Below are 24,180 nucleotides of genomic sequence, written 5' to 3' on the forward strand. Positions count from 1 at the left end.
ACATGACCAGCACCCCGGAGCAGCCCGGCCGTGAGCCCGCGGACCGCCCGGACGTGACCACGACCGCCCGGTTCGGAGCCGTGGGCCACGAGCCCGACACCGAGCTGCTGAGCCGCGGGCTCAACCCCGACGACGCCGCGGCGGTCGAGGCGCTCCCGCCGGCCTCCGCGCTGCTCATCGTCCAGCGGGGCCCCAACGCCGGCGCCCGGTTCCTCCTCGACGCCGAGCGCACCACCGCCGGGCGGCACCCGAGCTCGGACATCTTCCTCGACGACGTCACCGTCTCGCGCAAGCACGCCGAGTTCATCGCCGTCGACGGCGGGTTCGTCGTGCGCGACGTCGGCAGCCTCAACGGCACGTACGTCAACCGTGAGCGGATCGACACCGCGACCCTGCGGGCGGGCGACGAGGTCCAGATCGGCAAGTACCGACTCACCTACCACCCCAGCCCCCAGCGCGGCGACGGCGCAGACGCCCGGTGAGCCCCGCCGCAGGACCCGCCGCGGCCGCCGGGCCGCGCCGGGAGGACCACCCGGGCGCGCCGGCGCGGGAGCAGACCTGGCCCCAGGGCGTCTCCCACGAGGCGACCATGAGCATCGGCGCGGTGCTGGCCGTCCTCCAGCCCGAGTTCCCGGCGGTGACGGTCTCCAAGCTGCGCTTCCTCGAGGAGCAGGGCCTGGTGACCCCGCGGCGCACCGGGTCCGGGTACCGCAAGTACTCCCGTGCCGACGTCGAGCGGCTGCGGTACGCCCTGACGGCGCAGCGCGACTCCTACCTGCCGTTGCGCGTCATCCGTGACCAGCTCGCCGACCTCGACGCCGGACGCAGCGTCGAGCACCCCTCCCACGCCCGCGTCGTCACCCGTGACGGCGAGCTCGTGGCACCGGCCGCCGGGGCGCGGGTCAGCGCCGCGGAGATCTGTGAGCTCACCGGTGCCGGCGAGGCCGAGGTGGACGAGATGGCCTCGGCGGGCCTCATCATCGCCGACGCCCGGGGCCGGTTCCCGGGACGCTCGGTCCAGGTGGTCCAGGCCGCCCTCTCGCTCGCGCGGCACGGCATCAGCCCCCGCCACCTGCGTTCGGTCCGCACCGCGGCCGAGCGCGAGGCGGACCTCATCGACCAGGTGGTCGCCCCCCTCCGGGCGCAGCGTTCGGGTGCGGCACGCGAGCGCGGTGCGGCGCAGGCCGCCGAGCTGGCCGAGCTCTACGCCACGCTGCACGCCGAGCTCGTGCGGGCGGCGGTCGACCAGCTCGGCTGAGCGGGTCATTCGCTGCGCGCCGCGTCCCGGGCCGTCGTACCGTTGGCCGCATGCGCGAGATGGTGGTGCTCGGCGTGCGGGTGAGCGTCCCGGGGAACGAGGTCGTCGTCGTCCTGGGCGAGCCCGGCGGAACCGTGGTGCTGCCCATCGTCATCGGTCCCCGTGAGGGCGCGGCCATCGCTTCGGCGCAGGCCGGATTGGTCCCCCCGCGTCCCCTGACCCACGACCTCCTCGTCTCGATCCTGCAGACCCTCGGCGCGACCGTGGTGGAGGTGCGGGTCACCCGGGTGGTCGACGGCATCTTCCACGCCGAGCTCGTCCTCTCGGCGGGACAGGTGGTCGACGCCCGGCCCTCGGACGCCATCGCCGTGGCCCTGCGGGTCCACTGCCCGGTGCTGTGCGAGGACGACCTCCTCGAGGTGGCGGGCGTGCCGGTCGCCGACGCCGGGCTGGAGACGGCCGAGGACCAGGGCGAGATGGCCAGCGAGATGGAGGAGTTCCGCGCCTTCCTCGCCGAGGTCGAGCCGGAGGACTTCGGCCGGCCGGCCGGCGAGGGCGAACCGGGCGCCGGGCCGGACGACGCCCCTGGGCCGGACGACGCCCCTGGGCCGGACGACGCTCCTGGACCGGACGACGCTCCTGGACCGGACGGGGACGCTCCCGGGCCGGTGACCTGGGACGACGACGCGGACGGGCCCGGCCCCGAGGCCGGACCGCCGCGCGCACCAGGAGCGGGATGACCGGACCCGGGCTGGCAAGACTCAACGTTTGGTCGAGAGTCAGACTCGCCCGGCCGACACGCCTGACGCGGCGCGCGGCCAGCCTCGTTGACCAGCCCTCTCCCCGGTCATAGCGTGTGTGTATCGGCAAGTGAGGCAGCGGTACCCTCGAGATGCGAGCGTCACCCGGGGCCGCGGACGAACGGAGATCCCTGTGAGCGGCACTGATGCGACGGCCGGCGCCGTCCCCGGCGTCCCCCAGCGCGCCCAGGGCATGCTCTTCGGGGACACCCTGCCCGACCTCGACCAGGACACGGGCTACCGCGGGCCGACCGCCTGCCGCGCTGCGGGCATCACCTACCGCCAGCTCGACTACTGGGCCCGCACCGGACTGGTCGAGCCGAGCATCCGTGGCGCCAAGGGCTCGGGCAGCCAGCGCCTGTACAGCTTCCGGGACATCCTCGTGCTCAAGGTCGTCAAGCGGCTGCTCGACACCGGGGTCTCCCTCCAGCAGATCCGGTCCGCCATCACCGCGCTCAAGGAGCGCGGGGTGGAGGACCTCGCGCAGATCACCCTCATGAGCGACGGCGCCTCGGTCTACGAGTGCACCTCCGCCGACGAGGTCATCGACCTCGTCCAGGGCGGCCAGGGCGTCTTCGGCATCGCGGTCGGACGCGTGTGGCGGGAGGTCGAGGGCGACCTCGCCCAGCTGCCCACGGAGCGCGCCCACGACGAGGAGGTCCCCGACGTCGAGGACGAGTTGGCCCGCCGCCGCGCGGCCCGCAACGCGGTCTGAGCGCTCCCGTGCCCCCGGGCCCCAGGGTGGCCCTGCGGTAAGTTGTCCCGCGTGCCGCACCCCCGCAGCCTCCTGAGCCTCCTCGACCTCCAGCGCATCGACCTCGAACGTCTCTGGCTCGCCTCTGCGGGGTGGAAGGACCAGCGTTCGCGGCGCCGCTCGCGGTTCGCCGACCGACGGGTCGCCACGATCTTCGACGGCCCGGCCTTCCGGACGCGACTCGCCTTCGACAGCGCCATCGACGCCGTCGGCGCCCACCGGGTGGACCTGCCGGTCGTGCTCGGCGAGCGCGAACCGATCGAGGACACCGCCGCCATCCTCTCCGGGGCGGTCGATGCCGTCGTCGTGCGCTCCACGTCCCACGGCGCGCTCGGTGCGCTCGCCGAGGCGTGCGAGGTCCCGGTCATCAACGCGATGAGCGACGCGGGTCACCCGGTGGAGGTCTTCTCCGAGGCGTTCAGCGTGCTCGAGCGTCTCGGCCCCCTCGACGACGTCGTCCTGACGTTCGTCGGCGAGGCCACGAACATGCTCCGGTCGTGGGCCGAGCTGACGGTGCCCTTCGCCATCGAGGTGCGCCAGCTCTGCCCGCCGGGGCACAGCCTGGAGCAGGACCTGCGTGAGGATCTCGCCGCCCGCGGCCAGCGGGGGAGCGTCCGGGTCCTGCACGACGTCGAGGAGGCGGTCACGGGCGCCCACGTCGTCTACACCGACGCCTGGCCCGCGGCGGCACGCTCGGTCGGCCGGCGGCGGCTCTCCTTCGAGCCGTACCGCGTCACCACCGAGATGCTCGACATCGCCGGCCCCCAGGCCCTGCTCATGCACGCGATGCCCGTGCGGCGCGGGGACGAGGTCACCGCGGACGCCTTCGCCGACCCCCGCTCCATCACCCTCGCCGCCAAGCGCAACCTCTCCGCCACGCACGCGGCGATCGTCGAGCGCGCACTGGAGGGCTGAGTGCCGGATGTCAGACCCCTCTGACAGTCTTCGCACAGAGGTTCGAACGATCGGTTCGGGCCCGCGAGGCAGGGGAGTGGGACATGACTGTCGACGACGGGATCGGCACGCTCGAGATCGAGCTGGCGGAGCTCGCGCAGGGCCTGACCGAGCCGGGTCCGGGGGAGTGCCTGCAGTGCTTCACCAACCGGATGCTCGTGGAGTTCGGGTGTGACTGCTCCCTGCGGTGGGCACGCCGCTGGCGCGAGGTCCGGGCGCCGCGGGCGTACCGGCTCCTCGAGCGTCTGGGGCGGCGTGGCGCCTACTGCGACTGCGAGATCTTCCTCAACGGCTGGGACGTCACGGTCGAGCCTGTGGTGGACCCGGTGACCGGGGAGTCGCGGTGGCCCGCTGAGGTCGACGGCTGCCGGGGCGTCCGCACCGGGTCGACCCTGCCGTGCAGCCTGTGGACGGAGCGTCGGCGCTGAGGGGTACGGCGGGTTCGCCGAAGGTGGCCAGGGTGGGCGCGGGCCATCGCCGCGGGTAGCCCGCCGGCGGTGGCCCAGGTCCGCTCGCGGGCGCGGAGCCGCGCGGCCTGGCGGGTGAGGTGCTCGCGCTCGGCGAGACTGGGCCCCAGCAGAGCCGCCTCGGCGTAGAGCCGGGCCACCCCCGCCAGGTCGCCGTCGCGCTCGTGGAGGTACGCCCGGACCGCGGTGTGCCGCGGGATGGCGGGTCCAGCCGGTCGCGGGCGAGTGCGGCCTGCAGCACGCCGACACCCTCGGCGATCATCGTCGTGTCCCAGCTGCCCCGGTCCTGCTCCCGCAGCGCGACGAGAGTGCCGTCCGGGCGGGTCCGTGCCGGCCGACGCGCATGGTGGAGCAGCATGAGGGCGAGCAGGCCCGCCACCTCTTCGTCCTCGGTCATCGCGGCGAGCCGGCGGGTGAGCCGGATGGCCTCGGCCGCAAGGTCGACGTCGCCCGAGTAGCCCTCGTTGAAGACGAGGTAGAGCACCCGCAGCACGGTGGTGAGGTCGCCGGGCCGGTCGAACCGGACCCCGGCGACCGTTCGTTTGGCTCGGCTGATCCGCTGAGCCATCGTCGTCTCGGGGACGAGGTAGGCCTGGGCGATCTGACGTGTCGTGAGTCCGCCGACGGCCCGGAGCGTCAGCGCCACGGCCGAGGTGGGCGACAAGGAAGGGGTGGGCGCAGAGGAAGTACAGCCAGAGCGTGTCGTCCGTCCCTCCGGCGGGTCCCGGCCGGGGCTCCGCGTCGACCCTGACCTCGCGTCGACGCCGGGAGGCCTCGGCGCGCGCGTCGTCGACGAACTTGCGCCAGGCGACGGTGACGAGCCAGGCCTTCGGGTCGCGCGGCGGGGAGCGGCAGGTGTCAGGCTCCGCAGCAGGGCCTCGTCCACGGACGGTCACTCCGTGACGGTCGGCTGCGCCGTGAGGAATGGGCGCAGCTCGAGCCACTCGTGGATCGGCTTGCCGCCGGCGCCCGGGGCCGCGGACAGCTCGCCGGCGAGCTCCAGCCCGTGCGGCCCACGGGTATCGTGCACGAGAACGGCTTCCGGCAGACGCGGGCCGTGGCCACCCCTGCGGACGGCTCCGCCGGGCGGCACGGTGGCGGGCGCTGCCGACGAACCGAGCGGGGGGTGCTGGATGGCGAGCGCACCCGATCTCTCAGGTGCCCAGGATCCCGGGCCGTTCTACCACGGCACGAAGGCGGACCTCGAGCCGGGTGACGTGCTGGAGCCCGGCTACGGCTCCAACTACGGCGCTCGACGACGGTCGAGCTTCCTCTATGTCACGGCGACGCTGGACGCGGCCACATGGGGGGCGGAGCTGGCGGTGGGCGAGGGGAGAGGCAGGATCTACCGGGTGGTGCCCACCGGCCTCATCGAGGACGACCCCAACCTGACGGACAAGAAGTTCCCGGGGAACCCGACGAGGTCGTACCGCACCCGGCAGCCGGTGCGCGTGGTCGGTGAGGTGACGGACTGGGCCGGGCACCCACCCGAGGTCCTCCAGCGTATGCGGGAGCACCTGGAGGAGCTGGAGCGGCTCGGGGTCGAGGCGATCGAGGACTGAGCCGACCGGCCGACACGCCGAGTGTGGTCCGTGCTCGGCGGTGGGGTCGTCCGTATCGTCGATGGCCGGTGCTCATGGCGGAGCGCCGCACACGAGAAGGCGACGGGGCCGGGCGCGAGGCCGGCACCACGACGGAGGCGGGCGGACATGACAACGACCACCACCGACCAGGCCGCGCTCACCTACGCCGAGGCGGCGTACCTGATGTGGTTGGAGTGGGAGGAGCGGCGCCGGCGCGACGGCGCACCGCCGATGATGCCGTGGGACAAGATGTCGGAGCCGTTCCGCCGACTGCTGGTCCTCGGGCGCTACGGCGACCGGGTGTCCGACTGAACCGGCTCCGGGTACCCGGTAGCCCCGATCCGCACTCGACGCGCGGGCAGCGTGCGTCGGCACGCAGAGCGGCAGGTTCCACTCCTCGTTGTGCCGGCGCTGCGGGCTGAGTCAGGCATAGTCTCCCCGTCCATGGACATGCTGAGAGGGCAGCAGATCGCCGAGGCCGGCCTGACCGACTGGCGCAAGCTCGCCCAGGGACTGCACGCCCGGTACCTGGTCGACGACTTCGGCACCGCCGCCCGGTTCGTCGCTGCGGTGGGGGAGGCGGGCGACGCGCTCGGGCACCATCCGAGCGTGTCGATCGGCAGGGGGTACGTCGACCTCAAGCTGATCAGCGACGACGCCCGCGACGTCGCGGGTACCGAGCACGTCGTCGAGTGGGTGACCCAGCAGGACCTCGACCTCGCGCGACGGATCACCGAGATCGCCACCGAGCACAAGGTCGACGCCGACCCGGCCTCGGTCAGCCACATCGAGCTGGGCCTCGACACGGCGCGCTCCGCGACCATCGCCCCGGTGTGGGCCGCCCTGCTGACCGGCAGCGCCGAGGCCCAGGGCCGCGGGTCTCCCAGCGACGAGATCCGGGACGCCACGGGACGGGTGCCGAACCTGTGGTTCGGGGACGACGACGCACACGAGACCTCCCACCAGCGGTTCCACGTCGAGGTCTACGTGGCGCCGGAGGAGGCCGGGCGACGGATCGCCGCCGCCGTCGCGGGCGGGACCGTCGTCGATGACAGCAACGCGCCCTCGCTCACCGTGATCGCCGACCAGGACGACAACACGGCAGTGGTGTGCGTCGACGTCTCCGCCGCGAAGACGGGTTGAGTGGCGCCGCCGTCCTTCACCGTGGGGAAGTGGGCGGTCGAGATGATGCGTCCGGGCCGAGGTGTGTCCGTCTGGGGCTCCGCGGAGGCGGTCTGACATAACGTACATTATCGGATGTTGCCGGAAGTGAGGCGACGGATGGGGTGCTGTGGTCCACGCGAGGGTTGAGGGCGACCGATAGCATCGGCTGGATGACCGCGCCGACGCTGTACATCCATCTCCCGGGCACCGCACGTGAGGCCCTGACCTTCTACGGAGATGTCTTCGGCTGCGACGTCCAGGTCCACAGCTTCGACGAGTTCGGCAGGTCCGACGGTCCGCCCGACGCCGTCGCGCACGGCTACCTCGTGGACGGACCGGTCGTCATCTTCGCCGCCGACGCCGCCGGCGACCAGCCCCCGCTGAGGTGCGAGGGGCTGATGCTGTCCCTGCTCGGGACCTCGACCCCGTCGGTTCTGCGCGGCTGGTTCAGCAGGCTCTCCGAGGGCGGCCGGGTCGTGGACGACCTGCAGGTGCGCCCCTGGGGCGCGACGGACGGCCAGGTCGTCGACCGGTACGGCCTCCACTGGCTGATCGGCTTCGAGGGCGACGACGACCGTCACGTGCAGCGCCAGGAGTCCGACGGGTGACATCCCCGGTCGGGTGCTGACGGAGTTTCGGACGCCGAGCGGTCACATGACGAGTGCGATGGTGGTCCAGGTGCTGACGCCCTGACGGCGTAGCGCGTCGTCACCCCGCGTGCACATACCTCAGTGGTGCAGCGGCTCCGCGGCGGCGCCGTCGGTGGCCGGGTCCTCGAGGGGTGCGCCGCCGAGGGCCTGCTCCTGCCAGTGCTCGGCCCGCCAGCGTCCGGGCCGGCCGGACAGGACGAGCGCTCCGGTGTTCGACACCGCGTTCTGCGCCGCGAAGTCGACGGTGACGTTGTGGCACCGCGCAGCGGCCCAGGCGCGGATCATGGCGCCGTGGCTGAAGAGGGCCGCGACCTCGACGCCCGTGCCGGCGACCTCCCCGACGACCTCGTCGAACCGGCCCAGGACCGCGGCGGCGCCCTCGTCGGTCCCCGGCATACGAGCGTGCGGTGCGCCGTCGGCCCACCCGAGGACGATCGACAGGTAGGTCCGGACGGACTCCTCGTCGCCGGCCATCTCCAGGTCACCCGCGGTGATCTCCCGCAGCCCGCGACGGACCTGGACGTCGAGCCCGAGCGCCCGGGCCAGCGGGTCGGCGGTCTGCTGGGTCCGCACGAGCGTGGAGGCGTAGATCGCCTCGATCCCCACCGGTCGGAGCGTGGCCGGCAGTGCGAGCGCCTGCTGCCGGCCGAGGTCGGTGAGGTCCGGGCCGGGCTCGGCGGTGTCGAGCAGGTGGTCGACGTTGGACGGTGTCTGCCCGTGCCGGATGAGAACGAGGCGCATGACTCGAGTATCACCCGTGGGCCGGCTCCGGGGCGTCGCCACGGAGCTGGCCGCACCCCGACCGTGCACAGCACGAGGACGCGAGCTGCCGGCCAGATGTGCGGCTGTGCGGGCTGCGCCCCTTGTAGGTCTCGGCGTCCAAGCCGGGTGGACGCTCACGCGGCACCCGCCATCTGTGGGCCGTAGGTCCCGCGATACGAGGCCGAGGCGGTCGTTTCGCGGACCGCAGATCGACCTGACGCAGGCTCGAATGTCGGGCTCCTGACCGTGGAGGTGTGACCACGCGAACGAGTCCGCGAGGCAGAAGGTGCCCCAAGTTGCGGGGGATTCACTGCCCCTTCGTACGTTCGGCCGGGATCGTGGGATGTCGGTCACAGCAACAACCGCCTCTCGGGCGGTTTGTCCGGAATGCCCCTGTGGCGTCAGCGGCCGCCTGCACATACTCGCCAGAGGTACACACAACGACGTGGAGGTGCGTCATGAAGAACCCCCGATCCCGAAGCCGAGCGGGTGGCGCCCTCGCCGCCACCATGGGCACGGCGGTCGCGCTAGTCGTCGCGCCCAGCACATCGGCGTTCGCGGCGACCGAGATCTTCTTCGAGGAACAAGCCACCGCGAACTGGTCCGTCGCCCACACGTGTGCGAGCGGTGCAGTCGTGGACGCCCGCCTGCTCGTCGAGTCCACCCGGGACTTCGAGAGCCCAGACACGGAAGACGCCCAGCCCACCGTGCGGGTGCAGTACCAGGCGGTCTGCCCGGACGGCACCTCGTTCGGCTGGGTAGGCATCATCGGCGATGACCGCCCGCTCGATGAACACGCGACCATTGTGAGCGCCCCGGACCTCGAGGGCGTTCACGCCAGCGGCACCGGAACCGTTCGCGACAATCTCGGCGTCGACCACGACGTCACGTTCGACGTCACCTGGGCCGGAACGGGGGGCCTGGAGACTGAGGTCACCGCGTTCACCGGATTCCGCGTTCTGATCCACACCGAGAAGGAGCGAAGCGCCACCGCCACCGGAACCGTGACGTTCGACGGCGCAGTGCTGGTCGACGGCGCGGCGAACCACCGCATCACCCCGGTGATCACCAGCGAGGAGGACAAGAGCATCAGCCCCGGCAACTAGCGGGCCAGGTCCGCGCCCACGTAGGCGGCGAGGTACTCACCGGTCAGGGTCGAGCGTGCCGCCACGAGGTCGGCGGGCGGGCCCTCGAAGACCACCCGGCCGCCGTCGTGGCCGGCGCCGGGGCCGAGGTCGACGATCCAGTCCGCGTGCGCCATGACCGCCTGGTGGTGCTCGATGACGATCACCGACCTTCCCGAGTCGACGAGCCGGTCCAGCAGCCCGAGCAGCTGCTCGACGTCGGCGAGGTGCAGACCCGTGGTCGGCTCGTCGAGGACGTAGACCTCTCCCCTCTCCCCCATCTGGCTGGCCAGCTTGAGCCGCTGCCGCTCGCCGCCCGACAGCGTCGTCAGCTGCTGCCCGAGGCTGAGGTACCCCAGGCCCACGTCGGCGAGCCGGCCGAGGATCTTGTGGGCGGCGGGCGTGCGCGCGGCGCCGTCGGCGAAGAACTCCTCGGCCTCCGTCACCGGCATCGCGAGGACCTCGGCGATGTTCTTCCCGCCGAGCGTGTACTCCAGCACCGCCGCCTGGAACCGTCTGCCCTCGCACTCCTCGCAGGTGGACTCGACCGTGGCCATGACGCCCAGGTCGGTGTAGATGACGCCGGCGCCGTTGCAGGTGGGGCAGGCGCCCTCGGAGTTGGAGCTGAACAGCGCGGGCTTGACCCCGTTGGCCTTGGCGAACGCCTTGCGGATGGGGTCGAGCAGCCCGGTGTACGTCGCGGGGTTGCTCCGGCGGGAGCCGCGGATCGCGCCCTGGTCGATGACCACCACGCCGTCGCGCCCGGCCACCGACCCGCTGACGAGGGAGCTCTTGCCCGAGCCGGCCACGCCGGTGAGCACGCAGAGCACCCCCAGCGGGAGGTCGACGTCGACGTCCTTGAGGTTGTGCGTGGCCGCCCCGCGCACCTCGAGGGTGCCGGCGGCCGTCCGCACCGACTCCTTGAGCCGCGCCCGGTCGTCGAGGTGGTGGCCGGTGACGGTGTCACTTCCCCGCAGTCCCTCGACGTCGCCCTCGAAGCAGACGGTGCCACCCTGCGTGCCGGCGCCGGGACCGAGGTCGACGACGTGGTCCGCGATCGCGATCGTCTCGGGCTTGTGCTCGACGACGAGCACCGTGTTGCCCTTGTCCCGCAGCTGCAGCAGGAGGGTGTTCATCCGCGCGATGTCGTGGGGGTGCAGGCCGATGGTGGGCTCGTCGAAGACGTAGGTGACGTCGGTGAGCGAGGAACCGAGGTGCCGGATCATCTTGGTGCGCTGGGCCTCTCCCCCGGACAGGGTGCCCGCGGGCCGGTCGAGCGAGAGGTAGCCCAGCCCGATCTCGTCGAAGGAGTCCAGGAGGTGCCGCAAGCCCGTGAGCAGCGGGGCCACCGACGGCTCGTCGAGCTCGCGGACCCAGCCGGCGAGGTCGCTGATCTGCATCGCGCAGAGCTCGGCGATGTTCTTCCCCCGGATCCTCGACGAGCGGGCCTCGGGGCTCAGCCGCGTGCCGTCGCACTCCGGGCACGTGGTGAAGGTGATCGCACGGTCCACGAAGGCGCGGATGTGCGGCTGCATCGCCTCCGGGTCCTTGGACAGCATCGACTTCTGGATCTTGGGGATGAGGCCCTCGTAGGTGAGGTTGATGCCCTCGACCTTGATCTTCTCGGGCTCGGCGTAGAGCAGCTTGTGCAGCTCCTTCTTCGTGAACGTCCCGATCGGCTTGGCCATGGGCAGGCCGGCCCCGGCGAAGATCCGGCCGTACCAGCCCTCCATGCTGTACCCGGGCACGGTCAGCGCGCCCTCGCTGAGCGACCTGGTGTCGTCGTAGAGCGCGGTCAGGTCGAAGTCGGTGACCGACCCCATTCCCTCGCAGCGCGGGCACATGCCGCCCAGGCGCGTGAAGGTGGCCTTCTCGGCCCTGGTCCTCTCCCCGCGCTCTATCGTGATCGCGCCGCTGGCCCGCACCGTGGGGATGTTGAACGAGTACGCGTTCGGTGAGCCGATGTGGGGCTGCCCGAGCCGGCTGTAGAGGATCCGCAGCAGCGCGTTGGCGTCCGTGGCGGTGCCCACGGTCGATCGCGGGTTCGCCCCCATCCGCTCCTGGTCGACGATGATCGCCGTCGTGAGCCCCTCGAGCCGGTCGACGTCGGGCCGGGCGAGGGTGGGCATGAAGCCCTGGACGAAGGCCGAGTAGGTCTCGTTGATCATCCGCTGGGACTCCGCGGCGATGGTGTCGAACACCAGCGAGCTCTTGCCCGAGCCGGACACGCCGGTGAAGACCGTGAGGCGTCGCTTGGGGATCTCGACATGGATGTCCTTGAGGTTGTTCTCCCGCGCGCCCTCCACGCGGATGAGGTCGTGGGTGTCGGCGACCGTGCGACTGCCCTGGTCGGTGTCGGTCCGCGTACCTGTGCTCATGAGTTCTCCGTCCGGCGTCGCTCGGTCTGGTGGGTGAGGAACGCGCGGCGGCGTCCGTCGTCGGTCAGCGCCGCTCCTGGATGCGGATGAGGTTGCCCGAGGGGTCGCGGATCGCGCAGTCTCGCACACCGTACGGCTGCTCGGTGGGCTCCTGGACCACCTCGACGTCGTCGGCCACGACCTGCTCGAAGGTCCCGTCGAGGTCCGGCGTGGCCAGGTTCACCCCGAAGAAGCTGCCCTTGGCCATGAGGCCGGAGATGGTGCGACGCTCGTCGTCGGTGAGCCCCGGTGTCGCGGCGGGCGGGTGCAGGACGATCGAGGTGTCGGGCTGCCCGGCCGGGCCGACGGTGATCCACCGCATCCCCTGGTAGCCGACGTCGCCACGCACCTCGAAGCCGAGGACGTCGCGGTAGAAGGCCAAGGAGGCGTCGGGGTCGGTGTGCGGGAGGAAGCTCTGGTGAATGGTGAGGTCCATGGCGTTCACGGTAGGCGCGGCCCGGCCGCGGGCGCTTCTCGATTCCTGACCGGTCTGGTGACCGCCTTGGCGACGCACGGCGCCATCCCGGTCGTCGCCAGGCCCGCCTGGCGCCGGTAGACGCTGGGCGGCACCCCGACCAGCTCGGTGAACCGGGTGCTGAACGTCCCCAGGGAGGAGCAGCCGACGGCGAAGCAGACCTCCGTGACGGTGCGGTCGCCGTGGCGCAGCAGGGCCATCGCGCGCTCGATGCGCCGTGTCATGAGGTAGGCGTAGGGAGACTCGCCGTAGGCCCTGCGGAACTGCCGGCTCAGGTGCCCGGCGGAGACGTTGGCGCCGCGGGCGAGGGCCTCGACGTCGAGGGGCTGCGCGTACTCGCGGTCGATCCGGTCGCGGACCCGGCGGAGCCCGGCGAGGTCGCGCAGCCGCGCAGCGTCGCGCTGCTGCGCCAGGTCGCGTGGCCGCGCGGCGTCAGCCCGGGTGCTCACCCGGACGATCGTGCCACGTCCGCCCGGCGCCATCCAGGGCCGGCGAGCTCCAGGGCCGGCGCGGGCAAGTCACGCCGCGGTGGCGGGGACCGCGATCCAGGTGGACCGCGCCCGACCGACCACCCTTCCGTCCTCGCCGTACAAGGTCGTGGCGGTGAAGGACTTGCGCCCCTCGGTCGCGAGGAGCTGGCCCATGACGACGCAGCGTTCGCCGGGCCGGGTCGTGCCCGGGACCTCGGCGGTGATCCGCCCCAGCACCATGGGTCGGCCCTCGATCGGCGCCGCCCAGCCGCCGGGGCAGTCCAGGGCGGCCCACACGAGCTCGGCCCGACCGGCCAGGTCCGGCGCGACGGTCCACACGCAGGCGGTCCGGCCGTGGTCGATGCGCCCGGGTCGCAGTCCCATGGCGTCCTCCCCGCGCGCCGTCCCGCACACGAAGCACTCCGGGAAAGGGTGGCGCCGCAGCCCCGCGTAGGTGCTCGAGGCCTCTGCGGCCTGCTCCGGACCGACCGGGGGGACCGTGACGAGATCCGTGACCGTGGCCCGTGTCGCCTCGGCGACGAGGTCGTCGCCGTGGTGGAGGGTCACACCGTCGCGGAGGGTCACGCCGTCGTGGAGGCCGTCCCCCACCGGTTGGACCACCATGGGCGTCTCGAGCGGCGGCGGGAGCCGCAGCGTGACCGTGACGGCGCCGACGTCGGCACCGAGGCGGGCGGCGAGCACACCCGCGGTGTACCCGCCGTTGCCGGACGTCGTCGGGCCACGGAACCGGTGCGGCACGAGGAGTGTCACGCTGTGCACGCTAGCGCCGTCGGGCTGGCACCCGTGGCGCCACGCGGGTCGAGCCCGCCGGTGTCGTCCGAACGCGGGGTGTCTACGCTGCAGCGCATGGCTCGCTACGCGATCGATGCCCCGACCCTGCTGCACCTGGTGGACGCGGGCCTGTCCGTGCACCCCGGCCACCAGCTCGTCGCGCCCAGGTCGATCCACTCGGCGGCGCTGGAGCTGCTGCTGCGCGAGGTCCGGCTCGGCGCACGCAGCGAGAAGGAGGCCCTGGAACGCCACGACCGGATGACGGAGCTGAAGATGCGCCTGCTCGGTGACCGGGTGTCGCGCAGAACGGCATGGCAGATCGCGCGTGAGCACGACTGGGACGGGCTCCGCGACGCCGAGTACCTCGCGATCGCCCGACTCCAGGCGGACGCCCTGGTCACCGTCGATGCGGATCTGGCAGCCAGGGCGGCGGGGATCACCAGGGTGGCCACGGTCCAGGGCCTGCTCGCCGCGTGACCGGCACTTCACCGGCCCGCCGCCGGGTCGGGTACCTCGCGGACTCACCAGCCTCGCGGCACGACCGTCACCGGAGCCGGCGCCCGCGCGGACCGCTCAGGCGGGTGGCGCGATGACGTCCCAGAGGTTGCCGTACAGGTCGCGCAGGATGACCACCCGGCCGTGCGGCTCGTCCCGGGGCGCCTCCGTCGCCTCGGCCCCCGCCGCGAGGGCCGCGGCCAGCGTGGCGTCGAAGTCCTCGACGTGGAGGAAGAACCCGACGCCGCCACCGAGCTGGTCGCCGACCCGGGCGAGCTGCTCGGGCGTGCGGGCCAGGGCCAGCCTGAGCCCCGCACCACGTCCGGGCGCACCGACCACCACCCAGCGCTTGCCCCCGCCCTGCGCGGTGTCCTCCAGGAGGCTCAGCCCGAAGGCCCGCGTGTAGAACGCGATCGCCTCGTCGTAGTCGCGCACCAGCACGGTGACCATCGGCACGTGCGTCATGAGGTCGGGTCCTTCCGATGCGCCAGCGGGAGCCAGGCGAGAACGTCCTGGATGCGGGCGTCCCAGTACGCCCAGTCGTGCCGGCCCGGACCCGCGGACCACGTCAGGGGCACGTCCGCGGCCCGCGCGGCGGCGACGAACGTCTCGTTGCCGGGGAGGAGCTCGTCCTCCGTCCCGCACACCGCCCACAGCCGTGGGACCGTGGCGGTGTCGACGTCGGCGAGCCGGGCGACGAGGTCGTGGCGGCTCCCGCCGACCGGGCCGGGCCCGAACACGGGCTCGAGGTCGGGTCGGGCGGACCGCAGGCCCGCGAGGTCGAGGACGCCCGAGAGGCTCGCGGCGGCGGCGAACCGCTCGGGGCGGTCCAGCGCCCAGCGGAACGCGCCGTAGCCGCCCATCGACAGCCCGGCGACGAAGGTGTCCTCGCGACGGTCGGAGACGCGGAAGAACCGCTGGACCAGCGCGGGGAGCTCGTCCTGGACGAACTCGCCGTACCGGGAGCCGTGGTGCTCGTCGACGTAGAAGCTGCGGCCCACCTGCGGCATGACGACGGCGAGGCCGAGCTCGGTGGTGTAGCGCTCGATCGAGGTGCGCCGGACCCACGTGGTCGCGTCGTCGCTCATGCCGTGCAGGAGGTACAGGACCGGCGGCTCGGCAACGGGTGCCGCGCCGGTCAGGCCGATCTGGGCCGACGTCGGCTGGGGGAGGATGACCGACATGGACGTCCCCACCCCGAGGACGTCGGAGAAGAAGTCGCAGCGCAGGAGGGCCACGGCCGTTACCGCCCGGAGGTCCCGAGCAGGCGCCAGGCCCCCGGCAGGAGCAGCGCCGCGGCGGCGGCCTTGACGACGTCGCCCACGAGGAAGGGCAGGACGCCCAGCACGAGGGCGCGCTCGAGGGAGAGGTCGGCGAAACCCATGAGCCACGGCACGCCGGCGGCGTAGACGAGGGCGGTCGCGGCGACGGCGGCGGCCACCATGCGGCCGGCGGAGCGGTCCGCCCCCCGGCGGGCGAGCGCCCCCGCGAGGAGCGCGGCGGGCAGGTAGCCCAGCGCGTAGCCGAAGGAGGCCGCGGCCCAGCCGGAGCCGCCCCCGGCGAGGACCGGGGCGCCGGCCAGGGCGGCGAGCAGGAAGAGCGACATCGAGGCACCGGCGCGCGCCGGTCCGAGCGCGGACCCCACGAGGAGCACCGCGAAGGTCCCCAGGGTCAGCGGGACGGGCGTGAAGGGCAGCGGGACGGCGATCTGGCCGACGACGGCGACCAGGGCCGCGCCGCCCACGACCAGGGCGACGTCGCGGGCCCGGGATCCGGGCAGGGCGTCGGCGAGGACGGCGGTGGTGGCGGACATGCGTGGCTCCCGGGGGCTGGACGGCGTCGTGCGGGCCCTAGCATGCCCGAACCCGGCGGTCGCGCGCTCCCCCGGCCGGCGCCCTCCCGCCTTCCCGGCTCGTGGGCGCTCGCGCCGGGGTGGGAGCCACCTCACAGGAGCGGTGCCGCTGTCCTGGAACACAACGGGGTGCGGCGGCGTTGGACATGACAGACACAGCGGGCGGTGGGTCCTCAGACCCCCGCGACCCGGGCGGCAGGACGGTCCCCGGACGAGTGACGAGCGAGGGAGAAGCACATGGCGGAACGCTCACTGCGCGGCATGAAGATCGGTGCCAACAGCATGGAGTCCGAGGAGGGTGTCGACTTCGCCCCCAGGATGATGGCCAGGTACACCTGCCCCGACGGTCACAGCTTCCAGCTGCCCTTCGCGGCGGACGCCGAGGTGCCCCCGGTGTGGGAGTGCCGCTGCGGCAAGGAGGCGCTCCTGCTGGACGCCACGAAGCCGGAGCCCAAGAAGCCGGTGAAGCCGCCGCGCACCCACTGGGACATGCTTCTCGAGCGGCGCTCGATCGGCGAGCTCGAGGTCCTTCTCGAGGAGCGCCTGGAGCTGCTGCGCAGCGGCCAGGCACGTCGCCGCAGCGCCTGATCGCAGCGCCGGGCATCGCCGCGGCGCACCACGGAGGGCCCGCCAGGTCATGACCTGGCGGGCCCTCGCGCGTCCGGCGGCTCAGCCTCTCGCGCGTCCGGCCGCTCAGCGTGACCGGCGACCGAACGGGGCCACGACGGCGCGGCGCACCTGACCGGCCCGGTGGGCGACTCCCCACGCGGTGGTCCGCCACAGCGCCTCGAGGACGATGGCCCGGCTCATCTTCGAGCTGCCCTCGGCCCGCTCGACGAAGCTGATCGGGACCTCGACGATGCGCCCGCCGGCCCGCTGGAGCCGCCAGGTCATGTCCACCTGGAAGCAGTAGCCCTGCGACTGGATCTCCTGCAGCGGCAGCAGCCGCAGCGCCGAGGCACGGTAGACCCGGAACCCGCCGGTCGCGTCGCGCGCCTCGAGGCCCAGCGCGAGACGCACCCATAGGTTGCCCCCGCGCGAGAGGAGCTCGCGGTGCGCCGGCCAGTTGACCACCTCTCCCCCGGGCACCCACCGGGAGCCGAGGACCAGGTCCGGGGCGTCGTCGGCGTGGGCGCGGTCGAGCAGGCGGCGCAGCTCCTCCGGGCGGTGCGAGCCGTCGGCGTCCATCTCGACCACGTGGTCGTAGCCCCGATCGAGCGCCCAGCCGAAGCCCGCGACGTACGCGCGTCCCAGCCCCTCCTTGGCGGTGCGGTGCAGGACGTTCACGTGCGGGTCGTCCGCCGCGAGGGCGTCGGCGACCGTGCCCGTCCCGTCGGGGCTGGCGTCGTCGACCACCAGGACGTCGGCCTCGGGGACCGCGGCGCGGGTCCGGGTGACGGCCTTGGGCAGCGTGTCCCGCTCGTTGTAGGTGGGGACGATGACGAGGGTCCTCACCGGCTCGACCTCGTTCCCGGCCGGCGGCCGGCCGCGGCCCGCTCCGGGGGCCGGGCCGCTCCGCGGGCGACGCCGGCCCGGCCGGTCGGGGCGCCCGCGCCGCGGCCCCGCACGTTCGTCGGTGCGCCCCGCCCCGCCGCCGGGCGGCCGCGCCGGGACCCGCCGGTGCGCCGCCGTCGGCGAGCCTCACGGTGGTGCCGCGCGGTCGCGACGAGGCCGGCGAGGAGGGCGAGGGCCGCGACGACCTCCACCGTGGCCGCGGGCCAGCCACCCAGCCGGGCCGCGAGCGTCGTGGTCGTGCGCAGCGGGAGCGCCTCGGTCATCTGTGCCGCCGTGAACAGCTCGGTGGAGTCCATGACCACGCCGTTCGGGCTGATGATCCCGCTGACGCCCACGGTCGAGACCTGGACGACGGCGCGCCCGTGCTCCACCGCCCGGAACCGCGACATCGCCAGCTGCTGGGTGGACTCCTGCGTGTACCCGAAGGAGGCGTTGTTCGTCGGGATGACGAGGACCTCCGCCCCGGCCGTGACGGCGTCGCGGATGAGGTCGTCGTAGGCGACCTCGAAGCAGATCCCGACACCGACGGGGACGGCGCGGCCGAGTCGGTCCACCGGGACCGGGACGAGCCCCGTGCCCGTCCCGGCCGCCATGTCGACGGTGATGAGGTCCACGGCCGTGGTGAACTTCCGGAAGAAGTCGCGGTAGGGCATGTACTCCCCGAACGGGACGGGGTGCTGCTTGGTGTACGTCACGTCCGTCGGGCCGCCCGGCTCCCACAGGACCATCTCGTTGTAGCGGATCCGCAGGCCCTCCTGGTCGGGGTCGTCGACGTAGCGCTGGGTGCCGAGCAGGATCGGGGCGTCGACGGCGCGGGCCGCGGCGTCGACCGTCGAGGCGATGTCGGCGTCGGTGCGCGGGTCGATGTCGGACGCGCTCTCGGGCCAGAGCACCACGTCCAGGGTCCCGGGCGCGCCGGGCAGCGCCTCCGTGCCGGCCGCGTGGTTCGCCGCGACCTCACGCGCCTGTGACGTCGCCTCGGCGCCCACCGTGGGGACGTTGCCCTGGACCGCGCCCACCCGCAGGGTCCCCGCCTCGGCGCGCGACGGCAGCGGGACGAGCCACGGACCGGCGACCACCACGGCCGCGAGGACGATCGCCGCGCTGGCCGAGCCGACCCGCCACGTCCGCAGGTGCACGGCCGCCAGGGCCAGGAGGGCGCCGACGACGACCACGAGCAGGCTCACGACGGTGGTGCCGCCCAGGGATGCCGCCCGCACGAGCGGGGCGTCCGTCTGGGAGAAGGCCAGGACGCCCCACGGGAACCCGCCGAAGGGCCAGCTCGACCGCAGCTGCTCCACCGCCACCCACAGCACCGCGACGGTCAGGACGCGGGCCCACCCGTGCCGGGCCACCCAGGGGATCCGCCGCACGAGCACCCAGCTCGCGCCGAAGAGCCCGACGGCGCCCGCCTCGGCGACCGAGAGCGCCACCCACCCGATGGGCTCGCCCACCGCCTCGTTCGCCCACCACAGGTGCGGCAGGAAGAACCCGAGGCCGGCGACCGTGCCGACGACGAAGCCCCACGGCGCGGAGTCGCGGCGCAGGGCGAGCAGGAGCAGGGCGATCCCGACGTAGGCCATCGGCCACCACGACCGGTCCGGGAAGGCGGTGTCCAGGCTGAGGCCGCCGGCGGCGGCGAGGAGCAGGGTCCACCTGCGCCGGGGGAAGTCGTGGGCCACCGGCCCAGTCTAGGTGCGCCGCCGCACCGGCTCCGTCGCCGGGGCCCGAGGACCCCGGCGGCGCCGGCTGCGTCGCGGCGCCGGGCCCGCGTGCCCTTCGGACCGTCGGGCCCCGCTGATGGGCGGGGCCCGGCGTTTTCTACGGGGCACGCGGGCCTGGTCACTGCTTTCCTCACGAGCCGGTCCACGCACAGCGGAGCCCGTCGTGGTGTGCCTGCTCGGCGGAGGGACAGGGCATGAACCTAGCGCCTGGGCGCGCGCGGAGACAACCACGCGTCGGTGCAGGTCGGCGTCGACGGCGCAGGTCACGGCCGAAGAGACGGACCGACACCTCGGCGTGTCGGTGACCGAGCGTGTCGCGCGGTGGTGGTGGCCGACGTCAGACGCTCGACCAGGCGACGACGCCCCGGCGGACCAGGCCCATCGCCTCGTGCGCCCGCTGGGCCATCCGGGCCGACGGCGCGGCCGTGGCGAGCTGGTCGAGCACGTCCAGCACCTGCTTGCACCACCGCACGAAGTCGCCGGCGCCCAGCTCGGCCACCCGCAGGACCTCGGCGAGGTTCTCGCCCCGCGCCCACAGGTGCACCGCGCCGACGAGGCCGAGGTCGACCGGGTCGGTCACGCGCACACCGTGCTCCCGCTCGAGCTCGGCCAGCCGGGCACTGAGACCCACCGTGGCGTCCAGCGCCTGGCCCAGCATCCCGTTGCGACCGCCGGGCAGCGGCCCGGGGCCGCGCTGCTCCTCGGTGCGGGAGGAGTAGACCGTGGTGGAGACGACGGCGGCCAGCTCGGCCGACCCGAGGTGGTCCCAGGCGCCCGTGCGCAGGCACTCGGCGAGGAGGAGGTCCTTCTCCGCGTACAGGCGCGCCAGCCACCGGCCCTCCTCGGAGACCTCGAGGTTGCCGCCCTCGACCTCGCGCAGGTAGCCCAGCTCGGCGAGGATCGCGCCCACCTTGTCGAAGTCGGCGGCGATCGAGCCGGTCCGGCTCTCGATCCGCCCGAGGAGCTCCTCGTGCTCCTCCTTCGCACGCGCCCACCGCTGCGACCACCGGGCGTGGTCCTCCCGGTCGGCGCACCCGTGGCAGGGGTGGGCGCGCAGCTCCTCGCGCAGGCGCGAGAGGGACTCGTCGCCGGTGGCCGGCGGGCGGTGCCGCCCGCGTGGCACGTCGGTCGGGGCGCGGCCCACTGCGTTGCGCAACGAGGAGGCCAGGTCGCGGCGCTGCGCGGGGTTGCGGGGGTTGAAGTTCTTGGGCACCCGCACACGGGCCACCACCTCCACCCCGTGCGGCACCTCCGTGGTGGACAGCGTCCGGACCTGTCGCTCCTCGGTGAGGAGGCGGAGCTCGGGTCCGGCGAAGGAGCCCTCGAGCGTCTCGAGCACCACGCCGTGCGAGAGCCGGCGCCCGCGCGCCCACGAGACGACGTCGCCGCGCCGCACCGCGGCCATCGACCGGCGCGCGTCGGAGCGCTGGGCGTGCGAGCGCTCCCGGGACAGGTCCGCCTCGCGGTTCTTGATACGCCGGCGCAGGTCGGCGTACTCGGCGAAGTCGCCGAGGTGGCAGCTCATGGCCCGCTCGTACTCGGTGAGGGTCTGCGCGTGGCGGGCCGCCTGCCGGGCCAGGCCCACTACGCCGCGGTCGGCCTGGAACTGGGCGAAGGAGGTCTCCAGCACCTGGCGGGCCTGGTGGACCGACATCGTGCCCAGGAGGTTGACCGCCATGTTGTACGTGGGGTGGAACGCCGAGCGAAGCGGGTAGGTGCGGCGCGAGGCCAGGCCGGAGACGGCGACGGGGTCGATCTCGTCGGAGTACAGCACGACGGCGTGGCCCTCGACGTCGATGCCCCGGCGCCCCGCCCGGCCGGTGAGCTGGGTGTACTCCCCCGGGGTCAGCTGGACGTGGGCGCTGCCGTTCCACTTCACGAGCGACTCGAGGACGACCGACCGGGCGGGCATGTTGATGCCCAGCGCGAGGGTCTCGGTGGCGTAGACGACCTTGACCAGGCCCGCGGCGAAGAGCTGCTCGACGGTCTCCTTGAACACCGGCAGCAGGCCCGCGTGGTGGGCGGCGACGCCCCGCTCGAGGGCGAGCGCCCAGGCGTCGTAGCCGAGCACCGCGAGGTCCTCCGGCGGGACGGCGGCCGTGGCGGCCTCGACGGCCGCGCGGATCCGGGCGGCCTCCGCGGCCGAGGTCAGTCGCACCCCCGCGGCGAGGGTCTGACGCACCGCGGCCTCGCAGCCGGCGCGGGAGAAGATGAACACGATCGCCGGCAGCAGGCCGTCGCGGTCGAGGCGCTCGACGACGACCGGCCGCGGGGCGGGGCGCACCCGCTCGGCCAGCGGCTCACGGCCGCGCCGGGGACCGCCCGAGCGGCGCCCGGCGTCCGAGCGGCGACCGGGGAGCACGCGGGCGCTGCCGGTGCGCTGGGCCCGGCGGATGGCGTCGACGAGATCGGGGCTGAGCGGGGGGTCGGCCCGCACGTCGGTGGGGTCGACGTGCGCCGAGTACAGGTCCAGCAGGCGCGGGCCCACCATCATGTGCTGCCACAGCGGCACCGGTCGCCGCTCGGAGACCACGACCTCGGTGTTGCCGCGCACCATCGTCAGCCAGTCGCCGAACTCCTCGGCGTTGGACACCGTCGCGGAGAGGGAGACCACCTGGACGGACGGGTCGAGGTGGATGATGACCTCCTCCCACACCGGTCCGCGGAAGCGGTCGGCGAGGTAGTGCACCTCGTCCATGACCACGAACCCGAGGCCGTCGAGGGTGGCCGAGCCGGCGTAGAGCATGTTCCGCAGGACCTCGGTGGTCATCACCACCACCGGTGCGGAGCCGTTGATGGTCGTGTCCCCGGTGAGCAGGCCGACGTTCGCCCGGCCGTGCGCGGCGACGAGGTCGAGGTACTTCTGGTTGCTCAGCGCCTTGATGGGCGTGGTGTAGAACGCCTTGCGCCCCGTGGCGAGGGAGAGGTGGACGGCGAACTCCCCCACGACCGTCTTGCCGGCGCCCGTCGGGGCGGCGACGAGGACGCCGTGCCCGGACTCCAGCGCCTCACACGCACGCACCTGGAAGTCGTCGAGCTCGAAGGCGAGGCCACGGCGGAACCGCCCCAGCTCGCTGCGCTCGGCCTGCTGGCGGCGCTTCGCCGCGGCGTACCGCTCCGCCGGTGAGGTCATACCGGAACACTACGTCCGGTCGGTGCCGCCGGCTTCCCGGCGCACCAGCACGCCGACGGCGCCGGGGTGCACGTCGCACTGGAGCGGGAGCGCCTCGAGCCGCTCGCCGTCGGCGAAGGCCACCGGCGGGGTGGCCCCGGCTCCCTCGAGGGGCTCGATGACCACCGACCGGGCACGGCGCACCTCGACGGCGGGGTGCCGCACGTGCGTGCCCGGGTAGATCCGGGGGAACAGCCGCAGCAGGCCCGCGCGGCTCAGACCCCGCGCGAGGACCACCTCGAGCAGCCCGTCGTCGGGCTCGGCGGACGGGGCGATGCGCATCCCCCCGCCGAAGGACGGCGTGTTCGCCACGACGACGAGGGTGCCTTCCCCCTGCCAGACGTCCCCGTCGAGGGTGACCTTGTAGCCGTAGGGCCGGAACGAGCCGAGCTCGGCCAGGAGGGCGCGCACGTAGCGGCCGCCCCCCGAGGGCCAGGACATCGCGTTCGCCCGCTCGTTGACGGCGGCGTCGAGCCCGCACGACAGCGACGCCATGTACCAGTGGGCCGTGGGCCCGCCCGGCCTCGAGACGGCGACGGCGTCCAGGCGGCGCACACCCGCGCCGGCGGTCCTGGTCAGCGCGTCGCAGACCACCGCCACGGAGGCCTCGACGTCGCCGACGGGCAGGCCCAGGTCCCGGGCGACGTCGTTGCCCGAGCCGACCGCCACGACGCCCAGCGGGACCGCGGTGCCGGCCAGGGCGCCCACGCCCAGGTGGACCATGCCGTCCCCGCCGACGACGACGAGGGCGTCCAGGCCCCGGGAGAGCCCCGCGCGGGAGTTGGCCACGGCACGCTCGACGTCGGCCCCGGAGAGGTCGACCGGCTCCAGGCCCGCGGCCGCCAGTGCCCCGGCGACCCGGCTGTGGACGCGCGTGCCGCGGCCCCTGCCGGCCGTGGGGTTGACGACGAGGCCGACCCGCCCGGTGGGCGGGGGCGGTGTCACAGCGCCGCCGCGGCGTCGGCCGCGTCCTGGGCGGCCCGGCGGCGGGCGACCCGGCGGTCCCGCAGGAACGAGATCCCGACGGCGGCGAAGTACAGCCCGCACAGGGGCAGTGCCATCGCGATCATCGACCATGCGTCGGGCAGGGGGTTGGCGAAGGCGGTGAAGACGAACGAGCCGAGGACCGCCCAGCGCCACGCCTTGAGGTAGGCGGCGCCGGAGACCACGCCGAGGAAGTTCAGCCCGACCATGACCAGGGGCAGGAGGAAGGCCACGCCGAAGGCGAGGATCACCCGCATGAAGAACGTGAAGTACGTGCGTGCGTCGAGGATGTTCACTGCGAGGTCGGGGGTGAACGAGGTAAGCACCTGGACCGCGTGCGGAAGGATGTACCACGCCAGCCAGCCGCCCGAGACGAACAGCAGCGCACCGGCGGCGACGAAGGAGATGGAGTAGAGCCGCTCCTTCCGGGTCAGGCCCGGCGTGATGAACATCCACATCTGCCCGATCCACCACGGGCTGGCGATGAACAGCCCGAGGAAGAGCGAGACCTGGATCTTCAGGTCGAACGCGGAGCCGACCGTGCCGAAGTTGAGGTCCGCCTGCTGGCCGCGGTCGTTGATGACCTCCAGCGGGGAGACCATCATCGCCACGATGGGGTCGTAGAGGATCCAGCCGACGACGGCGCCGACGACGACGCCCAGGCCCGCCCAGAGGATGCGTCTGCGCAGCTCGCGCAGGTGGTCACCCAGGGGCATCCGCCCTTCGGGGTCCTTCTTGCGCGGGCGCGCGGTGGTCTCCGCGCCCACC

Annotated in this window: 26 protein-coding genes and 2 pseudogenes; 13 read left to right on the forward strand and 15 right to left on the reverse strand. The window is 73.6% G+C overall.

The window, feature by feature from the left end; all coding sequences use genetic code 11:
* Window positions 1-2 precede the first annotated feature (2 nt).
* From EDD32_RS14570 to EDD32_RS19580, 6 genes are all read left to right on the forward strand, one after another.
* Window positions 3-482, forward strand: a complete 480-nt coding sequence (locus EDD32_RS14570; RefSeq protein ID WP_123918591.1) for an FHA domain-containing protein — start codon at window positions 3-5, stop codon at window positions 480-482.
* Entirely contained in the window at window positions 479-1,258 is a 780-nt protein-coding gene (ftsR, locus tag EDD32_RS14575; protein WP_246006147.1) for a transcriptional regulator FtsR, read from the forward strand. The genes EDD32_RS14570 and ftsR overlap by 4 nt, the downstream gene beginning before the upstream one ends.
* A 50-nt stretch (window positions 1,259-1,308) precedes the next feature.
* A complete protein-coding gene (locus EDD32_RS14580; protein ID WP_123918593.1) occupies window positions 1,309-1,998 on the forward strand; it encodes a bifunctional nuclease family protein in 690 nt (229 codons plus the stop codon).
* A gap of 253 nt (window positions 1,999-2,251) precedes the next feature.
* Complete coding sequence (locus tag EDD32_RS14585) at window positions 2,252-2,773, forward strand: MerR family transcriptional regulator (protein WP_123920580.1); 522 nt, start codon at window positions 2,252-2,254, stop codon at window positions 2,771-2,773.
* Between the two features lie 51 nt (window positions 2,774-2,824).
* A complete protein-coding gene (locus EDD32_RS14590) occupies window positions 2,825-3,727 on the forward strand; it encodes an ornithine carbamoyltransferase (protein WP_170175311.1) in 903 nt (300 codons plus the stop codon).
* Window positions 3,728-3,810: 83 nt separating this feature from the next.
* Window positions 3,811-4,194, forward strand: coding sequence for a DUF2695 domain-containing protein (locus EDD32_RS19580; RefSeq protein ID WP_123918597.1), 384 nt, complete (start codon window positions 3,811-3,813; stop codon window positions 4,192-4,194).
* An 86-nt stretch (window positions 4,195-4,280) separates the two neighbouring features.
* Here EDD32_RS19580 and EDD32_RS14600 read toward each other — a convergent pair.
* Window positions 4,281-5,129 (reverse strand): annotated as a pseudogene (locus EDD32_RS14600) (DUF6596 domain-containing protein); the annotation flags it as partial.
* Window positions 5,126-5,236, reverse strand: a pseudogene (locus tag EDD32_RS18915) (YciI family protein); the annotation flags it as partial. The pseudogenes EDD32_RS18915 and EDD32_RS14600, both read right to left, overlap by 4 nt.
* 130 nt (window positions 5,237-5,366) lie before the next feature.
* On the opposite strand from EDD32_RS18915, the gene arr reads away from it, so the two are divergent.
* The 4 genes from arr (at window position 5,367) to EDD32_RS14620 (ending at window position 7,588) form a co-directional block, all read left to right on the forward strand.
* Complete coding sequence (arr, locus tag EDD32_RS14605) at window positions 5,367-5,795, forward strand: NAD(+)--rifampin ADP-ribosyltransferase (RefSeq protein ID WP_123918599.1); 429 nt, start codon at window positions 5,367-5,369, stop codon at window positions 5,793-5,795.
* A gap of 147 nt (window positions 5,796-5,942) precedes the next feature.
* On the forward strand, window positions 5,943-6,128 hold the full coding sequence (locus tag EDD32_RS14610; RefSeq protein ID WP_123918601.1) for a hypothetical protein: 186 nt from the start codon (window positions 5,943-5,945) through the stop codon (window positions 6,126-6,128).
* 132 nt (window positions 6,129-6,260) lie between these two features.
* Entirely contained in the window at window positions 6,261-6,959 is a 699-nt protein-coding gene (locus tag EDD32_RS14615; RefSeq protein ID WP_123918603.1) for a 4a-hydroxytetrahydrobiopterin dehydratase, read from the forward strand.
* A 191-nt stretch (window positions 6,960-7,150) separates the two neighbouring features.
* Entirely contained in the window at window positions 7,151-7,588 is a 438-nt protein-coding gene (locus tag EDD32_RS14620; RefSeq protein WP_123918605.1) for a VOC family protein, read from the forward strand.
* A 120-nt stretch (window positions 7,589-7,708) separates the two neighbouring features.
* Here EDD32_RS14620 and EDD32_RS14625 read toward each other — a convergent pair whose 3' ends face one another.
* Window positions 7,709-8,371: a histidine phosphatase family protein gene (locus EDD32_RS14625; protein WP_123918607.1), complete on the reverse strand. Its 663-nt coding sequence runs from the start codon at window positions 8,369-8,371 to the stop codon at window positions 7,709-7,711.
* A 479-nt stretch (window positions 8,372-8,850) separates the two neighbouring features.
* Here EDD32_RS14625 and EDD32_RS14630 point away from each other — a divergent pair, with 479 nt between their 5' ends.
* Complete coding sequence (locus EDD32_RS14630; RefSeq protein ID WP_123918609.1) at window positions 8,851-9,498, forward strand: hypothetical protein; 648 nt, start codon at window positions 8,851-8,853, stop codon at window positions 9,496-9,498.
* Here the strand turns inward: EDD32_RS14630 and EDD32_RS14635 are convergent.
* From EDD32_RS14635 to EDD32_RS14650, 4 genes are all read right to left on the reverse strand, one after another.
* On the reverse strand, window positions 9,495-11,894 hold the full coding sequence (locus EDD32_RS14635; protein WP_123918611.1) for an ATP-binding cassette domain-containing protein: 2,400 nt from the start codon (window positions 11,892-11,894) through the stop codon (window positions 9,495-9,497). The two genes, EDD32_RS14630 and EDD32_RS14635, sit on opposite strands and share 4 nt — an antisense overlap.
* 64 nt (window positions 11,895-11,958) lie before the next feature.
* Window positions 11,959-12,369 carry a VOC family protein gene (locus tag EDD32_RS14640; RefSeq protein WP_123918613.1) on the reverse strand — a complete coding sequence of 137 codons (411 nt, stop codon included), beginning with the start codon at window positions 12,367-12,369 and terminating at the stop codon, window positions 11,959-11,961.
* Window positions 12,370-12,374: 5 nt separating this feature from the next.
* Complete coding sequence (locus tag EDD32_RS14645; protein WP_123918615.1) at window positions 12,375-12,890, reverse strand: helix-turn-helix transcriptional regulator; 516 nt, start codon at window positions 12,888-12,890, stop codon at window positions 12,375-12,377.
* Window positions 12,891-12,926: 36 nt separating this feature from the next.
* Window positions 12,927-13,649 (reverse strand): hypothetical protein, encoded by a 723-nt coding sequence (locus EDD32_RS14650; RefSeq protein WP_211338845.1) that lies wholly within the window; start codon window positions 13,647-13,649, stop codon window positions 12,927-12,929.
* 96 nt (window positions 13,650-13,745) lie between these two features.
* Here EDD32_RS14650 and EDD32_RS14655 point away from each other — a divergent pair, with 96 nt between their 5' ends.
* Entirely contained in the window at window positions 13,746-14,147 is a 402-nt protein-coding gene (locus EDD32_RS14655; protein WP_123918619.1) for a hypothetical protein, read from the forward strand.
* 96 nt (window positions 14,148-14,243) lie between these two features.
* Here EDD32_RS14655 and EDD32_RS14660 read toward each other — a convergent pair whose 3' ends face one another.
* The 3 genes from EDD32_RS14660 to EDD32_RS14670 are packed head-to-tail and all read right to left on the reverse strand — an operon-like array spanning window position 14,244 to window position 15,978.
* Window positions 14,244-14,630 carry a VOC family protein gene (locus EDD32_RS14660; RefSeq protein ID WP_123918621.1) on the reverse strand — a complete coding sequence of 129 codons (387 nt, stop codon included), beginning with the start codon at window positions 14,628-14,630 and terminating at the stop codon, window positions 14,244-14,246.
* Window positions 14,627-15,403 (reverse strand): alpha/beta hydrolase, encoded by a 777-nt coding sequence (locus EDD32_RS14665; RefSeq protein ID WP_123918623.1) that lies wholly within the window; start codon window positions 15,401-15,403, stop codon window positions 14,627-14,629. The genes EDD32_RS14660 and EDD32_RS14665 overlap by 4 nt, the downstream gene beginning before the upstream one ends.
* Window positions 15,404-15,408: 5 nt before the next feature.
* The gene (locus tag EDD32_RS14670; RefSeq protein ID WP_123918625.1) at window positions 15,409-15,978 is read right to left on the reverse strand and encodes a biotin transporter BioY; all 570 of its coding nucleotides are present in this window, start codon (window positions 15,976-15,978) and stop codon (window positions 15,409-15,411) included.
* A gap of 276 nt (window positions 15,979-16,254) precedes the next feature.
* On the opposite strand from EDD32_RS14670, the gene EDD32_RS14675 reads away from it, so the two are divergent.
* Window positions 16,255-16,605 carry an RNA polymerase-binding protein RbpA gene (locus EDD32_RS14675; protein WP_123918627.1) on the forward strand — a complete coding sequence of 117 codons (351 nt, stop codon included), beginning with the start codon at window positions 16,255-16,257 and terminating at the stop codon, window positions 16,603-16,605.
* A gap of 105 nt (window positions 16,606-16,710) precedes the next feature.
* Here the strand turns inward: EDD32_RS14675 and EDD32_RS14680 are convergent, their stop codons facing one another.
* From EDD32_RS14680 to tatC, 5 genes are all read right to left on the reverse strand, one after another.
* The gene (locus tag EDD32_RS14680; RefSeq protein ID WP_123918629.1) at window positions 16,711-17,472 is read right to left on the reverse strand and encodes a polyprenol monophosphomannose synthase; all 762 of its coding nucleotides are present in this window, start codon (window positions 17,470-17,472) and stop codon (window positions 16,711-16,713) included.
* Complete coding sequence (lnt, locus tag EDD32_RS14685; RefSeq protein ID WP_246006148.1) at window positions 17,469-19,214, reverse strand: apolipoprotein N-acyltransferase; 1,746 nt, start codon at window positions 19,212-19,214, stop codon at window positions 17,469-17,471. The genes EDD32_RS14680 and lnt overlap by 4 nt, the downstream gene beginning before the upstream one ends.
* A gap of 379 nt (window positions 19,215-19,593) precedes the next feature.
* Window positions 19,594-22,389 carry a DEAD/DEAH box helicase gene (locus tag EDD32_RS14690; RefSeq protein WP_123918631.1) on the reverse strand — a complete coding sequence of 932 codons (2,796 nt, stop codon included), beginning with the start codon at window positions 22,387-22,389 and terminating at the stop codon, window positions 19,594-19,596.
* Window positions 22,390-22,398: 9 nt separating this feature from the next.
* Window positions 22,399-23,373 (reverse strand): diacylglycerol/lipid kinase family protein, encoded by a 975-nt coding sequence (locus EDD32_RS14695; protein WP_123918633.1) that lies wholly within the window; start codon window positions 23,371-23,373, stop codon window positions 22,399-22,401.
* Window positions 23,370-24,179, reverse strand: coding sequence for a twin-arginine translocase subunit TatC (gene tatC, locus EDD32_RS14700; RefSeq protein WP_246006149.1), 810 nt, complete (start codon window positions 24,177-24,179; stop codon window positions 23,370-23,372). Before tatC ends, EDD32_RS14695 begins: the two co-directional genes overlap by 4 nt.
* Between the last annotated feature and the right edge of the window lies 1 nt (window position 24,180).

It is taken from the genome of Georgenia muralis (genome assembly GCF_003814705.1).
GTDB classification, from domain to species: domain Bacteria; phylum Actinomycetota; class Actinomycetes; order Actinomycetales; family Actinomycetaceae; genus Georgenia; species Georgenia muralis.

Coding starts and splice junctions, on each gene's coding strand:
- EDD32_RS14655 (WP_123918619.1), top strand. CDS start 13,746: ATGGCTCGCTACGCGATCGATGCCCCGACCCTGCTGCACCTGGTGGAC.
- EDD32_RS14580 (WP_123918593.1), top strand. CDS start 1,309: ATGCGCGAGATGGTGGTGCTCGGCGTGCGGGTGAGCGTCCCGGGGAAC.
- EDD32_RS14635 (WP_123918611.1), bottom strand. CDS start 11,894: ATGAGCACAGGTACGCGGACCGACACCGACCAGGGCAGTCGCACGGTC.
- EDD32_RS14630 (WP_123918609.1), top strand. CDS start 8,851: ATGAAGAACCCCCGATCCCGAAGCCGAGCGGGTGGCGCCCTCGCCGCC.
- EDD32_RS14690 (WP_123918631.1), bottom strand. CDS start 22,389: ATGACCTCACCGGCGGAGCGGTACGCCGCGGCGAAGCGCCGCCAGCAG.
- EDD32_RS14660 (WP_123918621.1), bottom strand. CDS start 14,630: ATGACGCACGTGCCGATGGTCACCGTGCTGGTGCGCGACTACGACGAG.
- EDD32_RS14640 (WP_123918613.1), bottom strand. CDS start 12,369: ATGGACCTCACCATTCACCAGAGCTTCCTCCCGCACACCGACCCCGAC.
- EDD32_RS14620 (WP_123918605.1), top strand. CDS start 7,151: ATGACCGCGCCGACGCTGTACATCCATCTCCCGGGCACCGCACGTGAG.
- EDD32_RS14610 (WP_123918601.1), top strand. CDS start 5,943: ATGACAACGACCACCACCGACCAGGCCGCGCTCACCTACGCCGAGGCG.
- EDD32_RS14615 (WP_123918603.1), top strand. CDS start 6,261: ATGGACATGCTGAGAGGGCAGCAGATCGCCGAGGCCGGCCTGACCGAC.
- EDD32_RS19580 (WP_123918597.1), top strand. CDS start 3,811: ATGACTGTCGACGACGGGATCGGCACGCTCGAGATCGAGCTGGCGGAG.
- EDD32_RS14570 (WP_123918591.1), top strand. CDS start 3: ATGACCAGCACCCCGGAGCAGCCCGGCCGTGAGCCCGCGGACCGCCCG.
- EDD32_RS14625 (WP_123918607.1), bottom strand. CDS start 8,371: ATGCGCCTCGTTCTCATCCGGCACGGGCAGACACCGTCCAACGTCGAC.
- EDD32_RS14645 (WP_123918615.1), bottom strand. CDS start 12,890: ATGGCGCCGGGCGGACGTGGCACGATCGTCCGGGTGAGCACCCGGGCT.
- EDD32_RS14585 (WP_123920580.1), top strand. CDS start 2,252: ATGCTCTTCGGGGACACCCTGCCCGACCTCGACCAGGACACGGGCTAC.
- arr (WP_123918599.1), top strand. CDS start 5,367: ATGGCGAGCGCACCCGATCTCTCAGGTGCCCAGGATCCCGGGCCGTTC.
- EDD32_RS14675 (WP_123918627.1), top strand. CDS start 16,255: ATGGCGGAACGCTCACTGCGCGGCATGAAGATCGGTGCCAACAGCATG.
- EDD32_RS14670 (WP_123918625.1), bottom strand. CDS start 15,978: ATGTCCGCCACCACCGCCGTCCTCGCCGACGCCCTGCCCGGATCCCGG.